This window comes from Vibrio astriarenae (assembly GCF_010587385.1).
Taxonomy (GTDB): Bacteria; Pseudomonadota; Gammaproteobacteria; order Enterobacterales; family Vibrionaceae; genus Vibrio; species Vibrio astriarenae.
The window spans coordinates 1,188,809-1,203,587 of record NZ_CP047476.1 but is presented as its reverse complement, the minus strand read 5'-3'; the positions used below and the strand labels follow the sequence as shown (position 1 = coordinate 1,203,587).

12 protein-coding genes are annotated in these 14,779 nt (G+C 45.2%); 8 read left to right on the top strand and 4 right to left on the bottom strand.

Features of this window, described 5'->3' with window-relative positions; genetic code table 11:
• Window positions 1-28 precede the first annotated feature (28 nt).
• Window positions 29-1,249 (top strand): methyltransferase, encoded by a 1,221-nt coding sequence (locus GT360_RS19725; RefSeq protein ID WP_164650652.1) that lies wholly within the window; start codon window positions 29-31, stop codon window positions 1,247-1,249.
• 131 nt (window positions 1,250-1,380) lie between these two features.
• Window positions 1,381-2,343 (top strand): ABC transporter substrate-binding protein, encoded by a 963-nt coding sequence (locus GT360_RS19720; RefSeq protein ID WP_164650651.1) that lies wholly within the window; start codon window positions 1,381-1,383, stop codon window positions 2,341-2,343.
• Between the two features lie 12 nt (window positions 2,344-2,355).
• Here the strand turns inward: GT360_RS19720 and dusC are convergent, their stop codons facing one another.
• Window positions 2,356-3,306: a tRNA dihydrouridine(16) synthase DusC gene (dusC, locus tag GT360_RS19715; protein ID WP_164650650.1), complete on the bottom strand. Its 951-nt coding sequence runs from the start codon at window positions 3,304-3,306 to the stop codon at window positions 2,356-2,358.
• A 138-nt stretch (window positions 3,307-3,444) separates the two neighbouring features.
• Between dusC and GT360_RS19710 the strand changes: the two genes are divergently transcribed.
• The 6 genes from GT360_RS19710 to sigZ all read left to right on the top strand — a co-directional run bounded on the left by GT360_RS19710 (window position 3,445) and on the right by sigZ (window position 8,850).
• Window positions 3,445-4,062 carry a YecA family protein gene (locus tag GT360_RS19710; protein ID WP_164650649.1) on the top strand — a complete coding sequence of 206 codons (618 nt, stop codon included), beginning with the start codon at window positions 3,445-3,447 and terminating at the stop codon, window positions 4,060-4,062.
• A 27-nt stretch (window positions 4,063-4,089) separates the two neighbouring features.
• Window positions 4,090-4,686, top strand: a complete 597-nt coding sequence (gene lolA / locus GT360_RS19705; protein ID WP_164650648.1) for an outer membrane lipoprotein periplasmic chaperone LolA — start codon at window positions 4,090-4,092, stop codon at window positions 4,684-4,686.
• Between the two features lie 63 nt (window positions 4,687-4,749).
• A complete protein-coding gene (locus GT360_RS19700; RefSeq protein WP_275426980.1) occupies window positions 4,750-6,039 on the top strand; it encodes a replication-associated recombination protein A in 1,290 nt (429 codons plus the stop codon).
• A gap of 92 nt (window positions 6,040-6,131) precedes the next feature.
• Window positions 6,132-7,439 (top strand): serine--tRNA ligase, encoded by a 1,308-nt coding sequence (gene serS / locus GT360_RS19695; RefSeq protein WP_164650646.1) that lies wholly within the window; start codon window positions 6,132-6,134, stop codon window positions 7,437-7,439.
• Window positions 7,440-7,582: 143 nt separating this feature from the next.
• Window positions 7,583-8,278, top strand: coding sequence for a glutathione S-transferase family protein (locus GT360_RS19690; protein ID WP_164650645.1), 696 nt, complete (start codon window positions 7,583-7,585; stop codon window positions 8,276-8,278).
• A gap of 29 nt (window positions 8,279-8,307) precedes the next feature.
• Window positions 8,308-8,850 carry an RNA polymerase sigma factor SigZ gene (sigZ, locus tag GT360_RS19685; RefSeq protein ID WP_164651171.1) on the top strand — a complete coding sequence of 181 codons (543 nt, stop codon included), beginning with the start codon at window positions 8,308-8,310 and terminating at the stop codon, window positions 8,848-8,850.
• A gap of 118 nt (window positions 8,851-8,968) precedes the next feature.
• On the opposite strand, the gene GT360_RS19680 is transcribed toward sigZ, so the two are convergent.
• From GT360_RS19680 to GT360_RS19670, 3 genes are all read right to left on the bottom strand, one after another.
• A complete protein-coding gene (locus GT360_RS19680) occupies window positions 8,969-10,588 on the bottom strand; it encodes a polysaccharide lyase 6 family protein (RefSeq protein WP_164650644.1) in 1,620 nt (539 codons plus the stop codon).
• Between the two features lie 99 nt (window positions 10,589-10,687).
• Window positions 10,688-12,469, bottom strand: coding sequence for a sodium:solute symporter family protein (locus tag GT360_RS19675; protein ID WP_164650643.1), 1,782 nt, complete (start codon window positions 12,467-12,469; stop codon window positions 10,688-10,690).
• Window positions 12,470-12,844: 375 nt separating this feature from the next.
• Window positions 12,845-13,189, bottom strand: a complete 345-nt coding sequence (locus GT360_RS19670; protein WP_164650642.1) for a hypothetical protein — start codon at window positions 13,187-13,189, stop codon at window positions 12,845-12,847.
• Window positions 13,190-14,779 lie beyond the last annotated feature (1,590 nt).

The following is a 14,779-nucleotide window of genomic DNA, read 5'->3' as shown; positions in this document are numbered from 1 at the left end:
ACAATGACCTCCCATACTGGAGGAAACGATGCAGCAACAGTTCACTCATATTGATCGATGGTTAGTTAAACACCAAAAATATTGGCGAATCGAGCCTTTTCTGTTCGTGTGTAATCAACACGATGCTTTGCCAAATTTGCCTAGTCAAATCCTTGAGTGGCTTGATTCTCTGCAGCCAAGCGATATTACGGACTTTAAGCAAAATCCCGAATCACTTCAAAACACACTGTTTGAACTCGTTCCTTCGTTATTTGACGCGTCAATTATTGAGCCAGAATATCAATACGCTGCTGTCCCCCCCAGTTTAGACTCCCACTTATATGCCGGTATCCCCGGGAGAAAACTCACTCAAATCAACGCCATGAGTGCAGTATGCCTTGATGGGGAGCATGGCCTTCCTTGGCTGGAATGGTGTTCAGGCAAAGGATATTTGGGGCGCATTTTAGCGACCGTCAGCAACAGAGCGGTTACGAGTTTGGAGTATCAAGAGCAGTTATGTGTTGATGGTCAATCATTGGCCGATAAGCTTAATTTGCCGATGAACTTTGTCCATGGTGATGCGCTGAGTGCTCAAGCACAGTCGCTTTGTTACTCTGAGCAACATGCCGTCGCTCTTCATGCGTGCGGGGACTTACATGTCACCCTGATAAAGAATGCTGCTTTAGCGGGAACCAAAGCACTGACGATTGCGCCCTGTTGTTATCATTTGATTGGCGACGATCACTATCAGCCGCTATCAACGGCCGCGAAAGCCAGTGAACTCAAACTATCTAAATCAGATCTGCGCATTCCACTGCAAGAGACGGTCACAGGTGGAGAGAGAGTCCATCGCCATCGTCAATTAGAGATGACCTATCGATTAGCCTTTCAACACTTGATTGGGCAGGAGCTCGGTTTAACGGACTACCTACCTATACCGAGCATAAAAAAATCTTTGTTAGCAGAAGGGTTCGAAGCCTTCTGTTTTTGGGCGGCAGAAAAGAAAGCATTATCCTTGCCTGCTGTGGATTTTGGTTATTACCAATCAATGGGCGAAATGAGCTTTTGGCGAATGGAAGCGTTGAGTTTACTGCCGCAGATCTTTCGTCGACCTCTGGAACGTTGGTTAGTTTTAGATCGCGCGCTGTATTTGACTGAAAAGGGCTATGAGGTGACAGTCGGTACGTTTTGTGAGCGACAAGCTACGCCAAGGAACCTAATCATTCGCGCTGATCTAAGAAAACAAACTGGAGTGCCTTTGAAAGGTTAGCTCCCAAATTTGTGGTTTTACTCTATTATTATTTTTATCACTTGTTACCATGAAGACCTTATTAGTGACGACGTTGTCTAAGGAAAGATAGGACTAAGACGTCAGTTGGGTACTGAAATCAGGGAGTAAGGATGAAGGTACAAAGAGCCATCAAATGGCTACTAATAACTTGTTGTTTGGGCTTTAGTGCTCACTTAGCAGCGGATGAAGCACGAGTCTATATATCGCAAATCATTGACCATCCGGCATTAAACTCAGTGAAAAAGGGCTTGGTTGAAGGGCTAGCCGAAGCAGGGTATCAGTCAGGGAAGAACTTGACGATAGAGTACCAAGTGGCCAATGGCTCGACCTCAGAAGCGGTGCAGATCGCGCGCCAGTTTGTCGGGGAAAACCCAGATGTCATGGTCGGTATTGCAACGCCTACGGCGCAAGCTTTAGTGGCTTCATCACGTTCAATCCCTATCGTTTTTACAGCGGTGACGGACCCTGTAGGGGCGCATCTCGTTAAGCGATTAGATGAGCCTGGTCGCAATGTCACGGGCTTGTCCGATCTGTCTCCCATCTCTCAACATCTCGATCTACTCAAAGAGCTTTTGCCAGAAACAAAAAGAGTCGGGGTACTGTTTAACCCTGGAGAAGCAAACTCGGTTGCCTTGCTTGAACGAATTGAAGCGCAAGCGAGTCAAAGAGGTTTAACCATCATACAGTCCGAGGTGCTGAGAAATAGCGATGTAAAACATTTGTCCAAGCGCTTGTCAAAGCAAGTGGATGTTATCTATGCCATGACAGATAATACGATAGCCAGTGCCATAGACGACCTTATTGCTCCAGCGACTGAGCAGAATGTTCCTGTATTTTCGGGTGCGGTTGATTACGTTGAAATGGGCGCAATCGCAGGTTTGGGCTTTGACTATTACCAAATTGGTAAAGAAACAGCAGAATATGTTGTACGAGTGCTAGAAGGCGAGGAACCAGGCTCAATCCCAGTGAGAGTCGCCAAAGGGAGCGATTTAGCGGTGAATATCCAAGCTGCGCAAAGGCTGGGGATAGAGATTCCCCAGTCGGTCAAAGCGCGCGTTACACAACTGTATTAATTGGTTAATCTACTAACTGGCTAATTTCATTTGGTATTGTTCGATAACTCGAACGATATCATCGGCCTTCTTAAAGGTGCGGATCTCTCTAAATAACGCATCCGCTTCTGGGTATTGCTGGCGAAGATAAGAGAACCATTGCTTGACTCGGTTCGAGTAGTAAAGCCCTTTGTCCCCTTTCATCTCATAGTGAGAATAAACGATCAGCAACTCCACCACTTCATCCCAAGGCATAGGTTTAGCATTATGCTTTACGACATTACCTAGGTTTGGAACGTTAAACGCGCCACGACACACCATCAGTGAATCAATGCCAGTGGTTTCAATACAGCGTTGACCGTCTTCAAAGTTCCAAATTTCACCATTAGCAATTAATGGCATAGAGGTGCGTTGACGGATTTTATCGATGTACTCCCAGCGAATCTCACTGGCCTTATAACCACCCGTTTTGGTACGTGCATGAATAGTAAGCTCATTGGCACCCGCCTGTTCAATGGCGTCCACCACATCAAAGCAGTCTTCAGGGTTGTCCCAGCCCAAACGTATTTTTGCTGTCACAGGGATATGACTTGGTACCGCTTCACGACAGGCCTTAACCACCTCATGAATGGTATTGGGCTCTTTGAGTAGTGCAGCGCCGCCCCCGTGTTTGTTGACCAACCTTGCAGGACAGCCGAAGTTAATGTCGATGCCTTTGGCACCGAGTTCAGCGGCTTTGATCGCATTTTCTGCCATCCATTTCGCGTGTTGACCCAACAGTTGTAAATGAACGGGCACACCGGATTTGGTTTGAGAACCTTGCTTGAGTTCAGGGCACAGACGATGGAACACGTGATCGGGCAGCACTTGATCACTGACACGAACGAACTCAGTGACACACAGGTCATAGTCGTTGATGTTCGTGAGGATTTCTCGCATCAGGTGGTCGAGAACACCCTCCATAGGGCCTAAAACTACTCGCATGCTGGATGGTTACTCCGGTGTGAAAATTTGGAGCGCGATTGTAGGCTGAATTATGTGCAAAGTCACGCCACTTTCTCGCTGAAAGGGCGAGTTGACGGTATACTCGCAAGATAACGCAATACAGAGAAAACCAACATCATGTCTTATTCACTACTCAATACTGCCGATTTTCCGACTCAAGAATCATCATGGTTCATTGAGGGGGCGGTTCTGGCTGCTAATTTCACAGTGAAACCTCTAGACCCCGTTTCTTGGATTGGGCAAGTCTTAGGAGAGAGTACACTAGAGCAAAAAGCAGCGATTGAGCAACACATTACGGCGCAGTATGCCGCGTTAAAGACGCAGAGTTACTCTCTGTTGGCGCTGTTGCAAGGTGTGGATAATCACAAAGAGCATTTTTCTGACTTTGCTGAAGGCTTTATGAACCTGTGGCCGATTGTTGAGGAGCAGTGGCAGGAGAAGGTGCCATCAGACGGCACCATGCGTATGCTACAAGCGTACTTAACGACAATGATGTTGGCGATTGATGAGCCAGCGACTCATGAGCAGATGAGGCTAGCGGGCATTGAAGATTTACCAGGCCTTGATAATTTCTATGATCAACTTGATATTATGATTAATGAGATTGCAATGGCAGCAGATGCAGAAATGGTGGGGGATAAAGCTCAGAGCTTTAATCCGTATAAAGACATTGGCAGAAACTCTGAATGCCCTTGTGGTAGCGGTAAGAAATTTAAACAGTGTTGTGGTCGTTAAACGGACGATCATCGACAGGAGAGAATAATGAAAAAATTACTCGCATTACTCCTTGTGAGTTCAACTGCGTTTGCAGGCGCACAGCAAGAGCTTAGTGAGCGTTTGTCTATCAGTGATGGCTTCAGTGCGGATTTCACGCAAGTTGTGACCAGCCCTGAAGGGGATGTCGTGATGGAAGGAGAGGGTACAGTTGAAATTGCACGTCCGAGTCTCTTCCGTTGGACGACAACCTTACCTGACGAAAATGTGCTGGTTTCTGATGGTCAATCTATTTGGTATTACAGCCCTTTCATTGAACAGGTGAGTATCTTTTGGCAAGAGCAAGCAGCGGCGCAAACGCCTTTTATCTTACTCACTCGTGACCAAGAGAGTGATTGGGACAACTACCAAGTGTCACAGCAGCAAGATGTGTTCACTTTAGTGCCAACGTCACAAGACGTAAACCAAGGTACTTTCCAAATTGTTATCAACGATGCAGGCGAGGTGTCAGGTTTTAAAGTGATTGAACAAGATGGCCAGAAAGGGGACTACACCTTCAGTAACTTGAGCACCAAAGCACCCAATCGCGACAGATTCACATTCGTTGTTCCAGACGGTGTTGAAGTGGATGATCAAAGGAACTAATGGGTGAGTAACTACAGCCTCGACTTTAGCTCTGAAGAAGACTTTCGTCCTCTTGCTGCCAAGATGAGACCGACAACGATAGAGCAGTATATCGGTCAGACGCATATCCTTGGTGAGGGTAAACCGTTAAGAAAGGCACTTAAGGCAGGGCAAATCCACTCTATGATTTTGTGGGGCCCTCCCGGCACGGGCAAAACGACACTGGCAGAAGTCGCCGCTAACTACGCAAACGCAGAGGTTGAACGTGTGTCAGCCGTGACATCAGGTGTGAAAGATATTCGCGCTGCGATTGATCGTGCTCGTGAGAATAAACTTGCCGGTCGACGGACCATTTTGTTTGTAGATGAGGTGCATCGTTTTAACAAGTCACAGCAAGACGCTTTCTTACCGCACATTGAAGATGGAACGGTGACCTTTATCGGTGCAACGACCGAAAACCCTTCTTTTGAACTCAACAACGCTCTGCTATCGCGAGCGCGAGTCTACAAGTTGACATCACTTTCAACACAAGAAGTGATGAACGCGCTCAATGAAGCGATGACCGATCCTTTGCGTGGGTTAGGCAAAATCACAGCAAGGTTCCATGAAAACGTGATTGAGCGTTTGGCTGAGTTGGTGAATGGCGATGCTCGGATGTCTCTCAACTACCTTGAACTGCTGTATGATATGGCAGAAGAAGATGAGCAAGGCGTTAAGCAGATTACCTTGCCACTGCTCGCTGAAGTGGCTGGCGAAAAGGTTTCTCGTTTCGATAACAAAGGGGATATTTGGTATGACCTTATCTCTGCCGTTCATAAGTCGATTCGTGGTTCAAATCCGGATGGCGCATTGTATTGGTCAGCTCGTATGATTACCGCAGGGTGTGACCCTCTTTATATTGCTCGTCGACTGTTAGCGATTGCTTCAGAAGACATCGGTAACGCTGATCCTCGAGCGATGCAAGTCGCGATGGATGCGTGGGACTGTTTTACACGAATTGGCCCCGCCGAGGGCGAGCGCGCGATTGCACAAGCTGTGGTATATCTTGCATGCGCACCAAAGAGTAATGCCGTGTACACTGCGTGGAAGCAGGCATTGGATGATGCGCGAAACCTACCAGAGTATGAAGTGCCTCATCATTTGCGTAATGCGCCAACGAGCTTGATGAAAGACATGGGGTATGGTGCGGAGTATCGCTACGCACACGACGAGCCAGGTGCGTATGCTGCAGGCGAGCGTTACCTACCGCCAGAGATGAGTCAGACTCGTTACTATATGCCAACAAATCGCGGTTTAGAGACCAAGATTGGTGAAAAACTGGATTATCTCGCTTCATTAGATGCAAAAAGCCTACAAAAGCGCTATGAAAAGTAGTGGCTTTTGGGTATCTTCTACACTTATATATTTTGACAAACGCGTGAATAGTTTTACGCGTTTTTTTAATCAATAAAAGCATAGGATTAACAATGCTGGATTCTAAATTACTTCGTACAGAGCTGGATGAAACAGCTGCTAAACTGGCGCGTCGAGGCTTTGCCCTAGACGTTGAGACAATTCGTCAACTTGAAGAGCAACGTAAGTCGATTCAAGTAGAAGTAGAAAATTTACAATCCACTCGTAACTCCATCTCTAAGCAGATTGGCCAGAAAATGGCAGCTGGCGACAAAGAGGGTGCTGAAGAGATTAAAAAGCAAATCGGTACTTTAGGTAGCGACCTTGAAGCGAAGAAGGTTGAGCTTGCAGAAATCCAAGTAAAACTTGAAGACATCACGCTTTCTGTTCCTAACTTGCCTGATGACGAAGTGCCAGATGGTAAAGATGAAGACGACAACGTCGAAATCTCTCGTTGGGGTGAGCCAAAAACTTACGACTTTGAAGTGAAAGATCACGTTGACCTTGGCGAAATGGGCGGTGGCCTTGATTTTGCCAGCGCAACGAAAATCACGGGCGCACGTTTCATCGTAATGAAAGGCCAATTTGCACGCCTACACCGCGCAATCGCGCAATTCATGCTTGATCTTCATACAGAAGAGCATGGCTACACAGAGATGTATGTTCCTTATCTAGTGAATGCAGACAGCCTGTATGGCACTGGTCAGCTTCCTAAGTTCGGTAAAGATCTGTTCCACACTGAGCCTCTAGAAGAGAAAGCAAGTGATGAAGAGCCTCGTCGTCTTTCACTGATCCCAACAGCAGAAGTACCGGTTACTAACATGGTTCGCGACACTATTTCTGATGAAGCGGATCTGCCATTGAAGATGACAGCGCACACGCCATGTTTCCGTTCCGAAGCGGGCTCATACGGCCGTGATACTCGTGGTCTGATTCGTATGCACCAGTTCGACAAAGTTGAACTTGTTCAAATCACTAAACCAGAAGATTCTATGAATGCGCTAGAAGAGCTAACAGGTCACGCTGAGAAAGTTCTACAACTTCTAGAGCTTCCTTACCGTAAAGTTGTGCTTTGTACAGGTGATATGGGCTTCGGTGCTCGTAAAACTTACGACCTTGAAGTGTGGGTTCCTGCGCAAGAGACATACCGCGAAATCTCTTCGTGTTCAAACATGTGGGACTTCCAAGCACGTCGCATGCAAGCGCGTTTCCGCCGCAAAGGTGAGAAGAAGCCAGAACTTGTGCACACATTGAACGGTTCTGGTTTAGCTGTGGGTCGTACTATGGTCGCGATTCTTGAGAACAATCAAGAAGCCGATGGTCGCATCGCGATCCCAACGGCACTGCAGAAGTACATGGGCGGTGCAACACATATCGGCTAATTATTGATTAGCGCGACATGAATTAGAGAGAGGTCTGACGTTAAATCAGGCCTCTTTTTTTATTTCTGTTAGATTTTTTCGTCTTTTATCTATGAGCGACGTCTTAAGGGTATTGAAACTAGAATGACCTTTGAGGAATCAGCATGATTAAGATCGTTAGCTTTACTATTTGCCCATTTGTTCAACGTGTTACCGCGGCGCTGGAAGCACGCAATTTGCCGTATGAGATTGAGTACATTAGCTTAAAAGACAAACCGCAGTGGTTTTTAGACATTTCACCGAATGGTCAGGTGCCGGTGATGGTCACAGAAAGTGGCGTATCACTGTTTGAGTCAGATGCGATCATCGAATACATCGAAGATGAGTATGGACCTCTCGAGCATGACGTTACTAATGAGCAACGCGCTCTTGATCGTGCTTGGAGTTACTTAGGTGCAAAAAGTTATCTGCCACAGTGTGGGATGATGAGCAGTAAAGACAAGACAACACTGCTTGAGCGAGAAGAAAAGTTGCGTCAAGCTTTCCAGAAAGTTGAAAGTCAGCTATCGGGACAGTCCACTTACTTTAAATCAGATGTATTGAGCAATGTGGATATTGCTTGGTTACCCCTTTTGCATCGTGCTGCGATTATCGAAGCGGAAACTTGTCATGATTTGTTGCGCGATCTGCCAAAAGCAAAGGCTTGGCAAGCTGGTATTCTTGATACTGGACTGGCGGAAAAATCAGTCGCTTCGGATTTTGTCGAGAAGTTCAAAGGCTTCTATCTTAAAGGGACCTACTTAGGTGAAGGGAAAGACCTTACACCATCGTCTTGTCAATCGAGTTCTTGTTGTGGGTAATCAATAGTATTATGAGTGTGTCGCGAGAAATGAATGTCGAAACCATATGGAAAGAGTATCAACAGAGCCTGAAAGCTTTTCTACATAAAAAAATCGCTAATCCCGATGATGTAGAGGATCTGCTGCAAGAGGTATTGATCAAGACATACCATAATCTAGCGACGGTTCATGATACCAAGAAGATCAAATCATGGCTGTTTCAGATCGCCAACCATACGATCATTGATTTTTATCGCAAGCGCGGTCGTAATCTTGAGTTGCACTCAGAGGATCTTTGGTTTGAAGAGCAGGAAATCTCTCTAACCAGTGAGCTTGCACAGTGTGTCACGCCGTTTATCGAGGGCTTGCCAGAGCAAGACGCTAGGCTTCTTAAAGCGATTGAAATTGAGGGATTATCACAGAAAGAGTTTGCCGAAAGAGAGGGCATCAAATATTCGACGTTAAAATCTCGGGTGCAAAAAAGCCGACAAAAGCTGTATGGTGTCTTTAATAAATGCTGCGAGTTTTCGATTGATAGTCAGGGTAACGTGATGGATTATCAAAAACGCGAAAGCGGCTGTGGTTGCTCATAAAAAAAGCCAGCCTTTAGGGAGGGCTGGCTAAAAATGCCTAAGCAGGCATTATGGAGAATAGGTAACGTTAAAACAGGTAGGGTTAGCTCAAATAAATCAAGCTAACCTTTTGTCCTGATTAGCGTTGGAACGTACCCACCAAGCGGTAATCAGGACCTGCCACCTCTGCAGTGATGATGCTAAGCTCGTTCACGTCAGCACCCGCACCTTCGTAGCTGTTGAAGCCACCATGCTTCACTGACTTAGGCAGTGTCGCAGAGTACTCGCCTAGCTGCTCACCTTCAGTAATGTTGCCGGCGTAGAACTCGTTTGAGTAAGTTGCGTTAACTAGTGGGTGATCAGAGGTCGCACGTACACTCACGAATTGTGGGTTTTGAGTGTTATCAATCACGTTCGAATCGAAGTTAACATTCACACCCGTGAATATCGTTTCAACGACATCGTTGTTGAATAGGCTGACACGGTGAGTCTGGTTGCCGTAAACAAAACCCCACTCAGTATCAACCAACGTGTTGTTGCTGACAGTGATGTTCTTTGGCGTCCACTGCTTGTTTAGCTCTTTGCCCTTCACTGATTGGTCTAGGGTTTCGTTGTTTTCAACATCAATGATACCCGTGTTGATCACGACGCCACCACGCAAATCGGCATTACCTTCGATCAGACCATCACGGCCACGCGTACCAGAAATGTAGTTATTTTTAATCACATGATCTTCATCGTAGATACGGATACCACCCGTCAGCAGCTTCTCGTTACCGATGATCACGTTGCTATCAACCACGTTCGCTTTACCGTGACGTAGAGAAATCAATGCAGCACTTTCAAAGATCGTGTTACCGCCGATCACATTGCCACCCGATTTTATAGAGATAAGCTCACGCTCACCATCCATGTTAATCATCAGGTTATCAACGAATTGAGAGTTTGATGGCCATTGTGACGCCTTGGAATCACCAATACGAATGGCTTCCCAGCTGTTGCCGTTGTAACGAATGGCCTCTTTGATATCGAGTTCGTTGAACTGGTTCTGCTGCTGGTCAAGAAAGATGTTGTGGGCGATATAGTGATTATCAGGTGTTTCGTTCTTTTGGACACCAATCAAGGTACCGCGTTTCTGTTTACCTTCAAACTGGTTGTTGATCACTTTGCCTTCTTTACCCCATAGCGATAGCCATAGGTACTTCGGGTACTCAGAGCGGCGCTCGTCTGGCTCATACTCGTAGTCATGGTTGAAGTAGTAGAAGGTTGAGTTTTGTAGCGTGTTGCGATCACCCATCATACGAATAGCGCCGAAACGCTCAGCAGGACCACCTTCAGTGAAAACCACACCATCAACGGTAATGTCATCGCCTTCCAGAACAAGCTGTACAAGGCCAGTTAGCCAAGTCGCGCCAGCTTGTTCTGCCTTAATGGTAATGTTGTTTGCCGTCACGGTTACGACACCAAGGTGAGGATATTTTCCTGCTGGAATGGTGATGGTTGAGCCTGCTTCTGCATTCTCGATTTGTGCTTTTAGTGCTGCAACATCGGCTTCGCTTGCTTGATTAAGCTCTGCACCGTCGACGGTCGCTAGGCGATCTGTCGATAGTAAGTAATCGCGCGTAATGTCAGTTACTGAAATATCGGAGGTTGCTGGCATTGGGGGAGTTTGGTTTTCAGCCGTATTATCTGACGTGCAAGCGGCTAAGCCGACGATAGAAGCTGACGCAATTAAACCGGCAAGGATCGTTTTTTTCATGGTGTGTTCTCTTATATGTTGATTGGAACAGGAATTGATGGTGAAACTAAAAAAGCGGCCCAGGAGGGCCGCCTAGCTATAACTAAAATTAACCGGGGATTAGTTCTGCTCAGCAGTCTCTGCTTGTGCGTCTTCTACTTTCTGGTCAACTGCTTTAACAAGAAGTAGACCGACCGCCATTACAATCGCGCCACACAGTACGAAGATGAAGCGACCCCATAGTGGGTTAGGTAGTAGGAACATTAGCATGACACCAACACCCGCTACTGCGATGAGTGAACCAAGCATACGACGCTGTTTGTTGTCTAGTTTCTTCTGCTCTGTAGACTCAGCTACTAGAGGTGTTGATAGGTTCTCGAAGAACTTGTCCACGTTCTTTTGACGCTCTTCTGAAAGCGGCTTGTAGAACAGTGTTGTTAGGCAGAAGAAGCCTGCTGTGAACACTAGGTGGCCGATTAGACCGATAGCAACTTTAAGGTCTGACCATTCACGGCCAGTTAGAGGCTCTAGATTGAACCAACCCTGTACCATCTCTGGAGTGATAACGAAACCTACGAAGTAAGATACGACACCACCAACCACTAGCGTACCCCAACCAGCCCAGTCTGGCGTCTTCTTGATGAAGAAACCACAGAATGCAGGGATTGTCATTGGGAAGCCGATCAGTGCACCTACATACATCATCGTATCGAATAGGCTTAGGCCTTTCAGTGAGTTGATGAATAGGGCAACGAGGATAATAGAAATACCAAAGAACGTTGATGTTAGCTTAGAAACCAGTACCAGCTCTTTTTCGTTCGCATTTGGACGAAGGATTGGCTCGTAGAAGTTTTTAACAAAGATACCAGAGTTACGGTTTAGACCAGAGTCCATCGAAGACATGGTTGCTGCGAACATCGCTGCGATTAGAAGACCCACCATACCTGCTGGCATGTATTCTTGTACGAAGTATAGGTAAGCAAAGTCACCTGCTTTTGAGCCAGCATCTGGGTATTGTGCTGCTAGGTCAACACCTTGACCTGCAATAAACCAAGAAGGCATGAACCAGATTAGTGGACCCATTGTCATCAGGATACAAGCAAGAAGTGCTGCTTTCTTCGCGTTCTTAGAGTCTTTAGCCGCGAGGTAACGGTATGAGTTGAGCATGTTGTTGGTGATGCTGAACTGCTTGAAGAAGATGAAGAATGCCCATAGGCCGAAGATGCTTAGGTAGTTCAGGTCGTTACCAGAAACGAACGATGCACCTTCATCAACAGGGAAGTTGTTAATGATTTCACCAACACCGCCACCTTGGATGATTGCAACAACCGCACACGTCACAGTTACCGCCATGATGATAACCATCTGCATGAAGTCAGAAGCGATAACCGCCCAAGAACCGCCCGTTACAGACATTACCAGTACCACTAGACCTGTTAGGATAATGGTTGTTGTCATGTCGAAACCGAAGATACCTGATGCGATGATAGCTAGACCGTTTAGCCAGATACCCGCAGAGATAACGCTGTTTGGCATGCCAGACCAAGTGAATACTTGTTCATTGAACTTACCAAAACGCATACGAATCGCTTCAATTACCGTCACAACACGCAGTTGACGGAATTTAGGAGCGAAGTATAGGTAGTTCATTAGGTAACCGAATGCGTTTGCTAGGAAGATAAACGCGACCGCGAAACCATCCTGGTATGCTTTACCTGCAGCACCGGTGAATGTCCAAGCTGAGAACTGGGTCATAAACGCAGTTGCACCAACCATCCACCAAAGCATGCTACCGCCCCCACGGAAGTAGTCACTTGTGGTGCTAGTAAATGTTCTAAACATCCAACCTATTGCGATAAGGAATAGGAAGTAGATGCCTACAATCAGAGTATTGAGATCCATCTTGAAACCTTCTGTAATTATTAATGGCTTGTGACAATACTAGCTTTGGGTATTTATATTTGTACTACAATATTTCAAGATCGTGACAAAGTTGGCGTTTGTAGCCCATTCATTACTCATACAAGTGATCTGGATCTTAGTTCAATAGCATTTTGTTACAAGCGTCACAAATGACCCTATATAAGGGCTTTCTCATACTTATAACGGAAATTGCGCTTGCTTTTCGGTAATGAAAATGAAATTGCGTTTCTAATTTTTGAGGTGACTAATACTACAAATAATCAAGGGCGCAGCTCATCAGAAAGGGAAGTCTTCGTGCTTGGTAGGTCTAAAGTGCAAGGGAAACGAACGGCCCGAAGACCGCTCACTTGAAGGTTATGAACAGTGCGCCGCGATTTTTGCTCCAGTTGTTTCTGATGAGTTACTGCATTCATCGCTACGATTTTCCTTGTTATGAGAGACACCGTTGCTTTGCATGTAACGATCAACATCACCATCTTGTTCAAGTTGAGTCATGGCTTGTTGGTGCTGCTCAGCATAGAGAGTGGAATCTTGTGTGCTCTCTACAATAACGCTATGAGCTTGGCTTCTTACCGTATCTGTTGATACTGCTGCACTGTTTTCTTGCGCAATCGTTGCTGTGCTCATGAATACCAAAGAAAAAAGCGCGATAGTGGTGAGCGTCGCTTCAATCGATTGATTTCGTGTTTCATGTTTCATATTGAGTTCTCCAATTGTTTGGACATTAAGCAGGAAGTGCTTCGATTTGATTAGAGAATAACCAACCGAGCCAAGAGCCAGTTAATCGCATATGTAGGAGGCGATCATGCAAGTGCGGCTATATGAAACTTAAAAGGGTAATCAGTGATGAAGTTGGAACGCGAGCCAGAGCTCAGAATAAAAAAAAGCGCTCACACGGCCTGTATCGTGTGAGCGCAGCAGGTATGGGTGCTGATTTGGGGGAAAGTCAGCGAATTTTATCGTTGTAATTAATCTGTTTAAGCTTATTTAAAAAGAAGAGGGAGAGTCTTCTTTGTGCTTTTCAAAAGAAAAGCCAAGCAAAAATGTTCGTCAAACCGACATATCAGTTCAACAGATCGACCCAACATAGAGTGGATGTGTGTCAATCGAATAGGTGAGGCAAGGGAACGACAGCACCACTTACCTCGTAACAGTGTAGGTATGATAATGTATGACAAATAAAAATAAAGTAATATTTCAAATTTTTTTGACGAATGTACGGTTATTGAACGATATCTTTATGTTCTCATGATGTGGATCGCATTTAAGTATTTGATTATTATCGCTTTTAATTGGTTGTTCGCTAACGGGAAAAGAAGCTCAAACTCTAGACGTTTCTTAAACTTAGATTAAGTTCACAGAACGATTTCTGCACTCATTTATCATTTTTGTACGACTATTGGTGGTTGCCACTAGGAGTGCTTACTCTATAAAGAGGATGGAATTGTCGATAGTTCGGGTAGGAGATAATCGCTATATGGGATAAATGAGCACAGAATAAATCACAGGAGGTGCTCCCTGAAGGTTGTGCCAACCTATCGATCAAAACATTCCTCTTTATACAAACTGGCTGAAGTGTATAGCAGTAACCAAAGGCTCGGTCTGATATCTATAGTCAATGTTGCTATCAATGAACTTTGAGTGTTCACAAATGGACGCTAGTGTATTTCGGTTGAATTGATACATACATATAAGAGGCAGTGTGAGTTGTAGAGTTCAGAACGATCTCGATGGATCTGCGAGAGCGTTTAAGAGCAGAGGTACATTGCTGAGTAACTGGGTAAACAATAAATACTAAAGTCAGAAGCATATGAAACCAAATGACAATTGAGAATAAGGTAGGTCGATGTTATATCGAGTTTCCTCACTTATTATCATACAAGAGCCCAATGCGTTGAAACATGGATGGGCATTTTTATCAGGTAAAGAGAGTTAGCGTAGAGTAGTCAATCAACAATTTTTGATAGATTAAAATAAAATAGGATGATTTTGTGACACGTATGTCATGCATTTCATTAACGCTTTGATCTGGTATTATTTGATTCATGTTAATAAATAATACTAAAAGGTAATTTCGAAGAGTAGCTCTCCAAAATTTCTTGCACTGGCTCACAAATCTCGTGTTACTTTTGAGTCGAAAAGCTAACTTGTTTATTGAAAATATCCATTATTAACAATGTTTTATGTTGTTATTAATAATTATTTGCATTTGCTTGGCGTAAATGTGTGTAAGTAATGTTGACCGCAATCACAGTTATAAACCGATATTTCATTAATATATTTGTCATA

Excerpts from the sequence above, each read along its gene's own strand:
- GT360_RS19725 (WP_164650652.1), top strand. The coding sequence starts at position 29 with ATGCAGCAACAGTTCACTCATATTGATCGATGGTTAGTTAAACACCAA.
- GT360_RS19720 (WP_164650651.1), top strand. The coding sequence starts at position 1,381 with ATGAAGGTACAAAGAGCCATCAAATGGCTACTAATAACTTGTTGTTTG.
- dusC (WP_164650650.1), bottom strand. The coding sequence starts at position 3,306 with ATGCGAGTAGTTTTAGGCCCTATGGAGGGTGTTCTCGACCACCTGATG.
- GT360_RS19710 (WP_164650649.1), top strand. The coding sequence starts at position 3,445 with ATGTCTTATTCACTACTCAATACTGCCGATTTTCCGACTCAAGAATCA.
- lolA (WP_164650648.1), top strand. The coding sequence starts at position 4,090 with ATGAAAAAATTACTCGCATTACTCCTTGTGAGTTCAACTGCGTTTGCA.
- GT360_RS19700 (WP_275426980.1), top strand. The coding sequence starts at position 4,750 with ATGAGACCGACAACGATAGAGCAGTATATCGGTCAGACGCATATCCTT.
- serS (WP_164650646.1), top strand. The coding sequence starts at position 6,132 with ATGCTGGATTCTAAATTACTTCGTACAGAGCTGGATGAAACAGCTGCT.
- GT360_RS19690 (WP_164650645.1), top strand. The coding sequence starts at position 7,583 with ATGATTAAGATCGTTAGCTTTACTATTTGCCCATTTGTTCAACGTGTT.
- sigZ (WP_164651171.1), top strand. The coding sequence starts at position 8,308 with ATGAATGTCGAAACCATATGGAAAGAGTATCAACAGAGCCTGAAAGCT.
- GT360_RS19680 (WP_164650644.1), bottom strand. The coding sequence starts at position 10,588 with ATGAAAAAAACGATCCTTGCCGGTTTAATTGCGTCAGCTTCTATCGTC.
- GT360_RS19675 (WP_164650643.1), bottom strand. The coding sequence starts at position 12,469 with ATGGATCTCAATACTCTGATTGTAGGCATCTACTTCCTATTCCTTATC.
- GT360_RS19670 (WP_164650642.1), bottom strand. The coding sequence starts at position 13,189 with ATGAAACATGAAACACGAAATCAATCGATTGAAGCGACGCTCACCACT.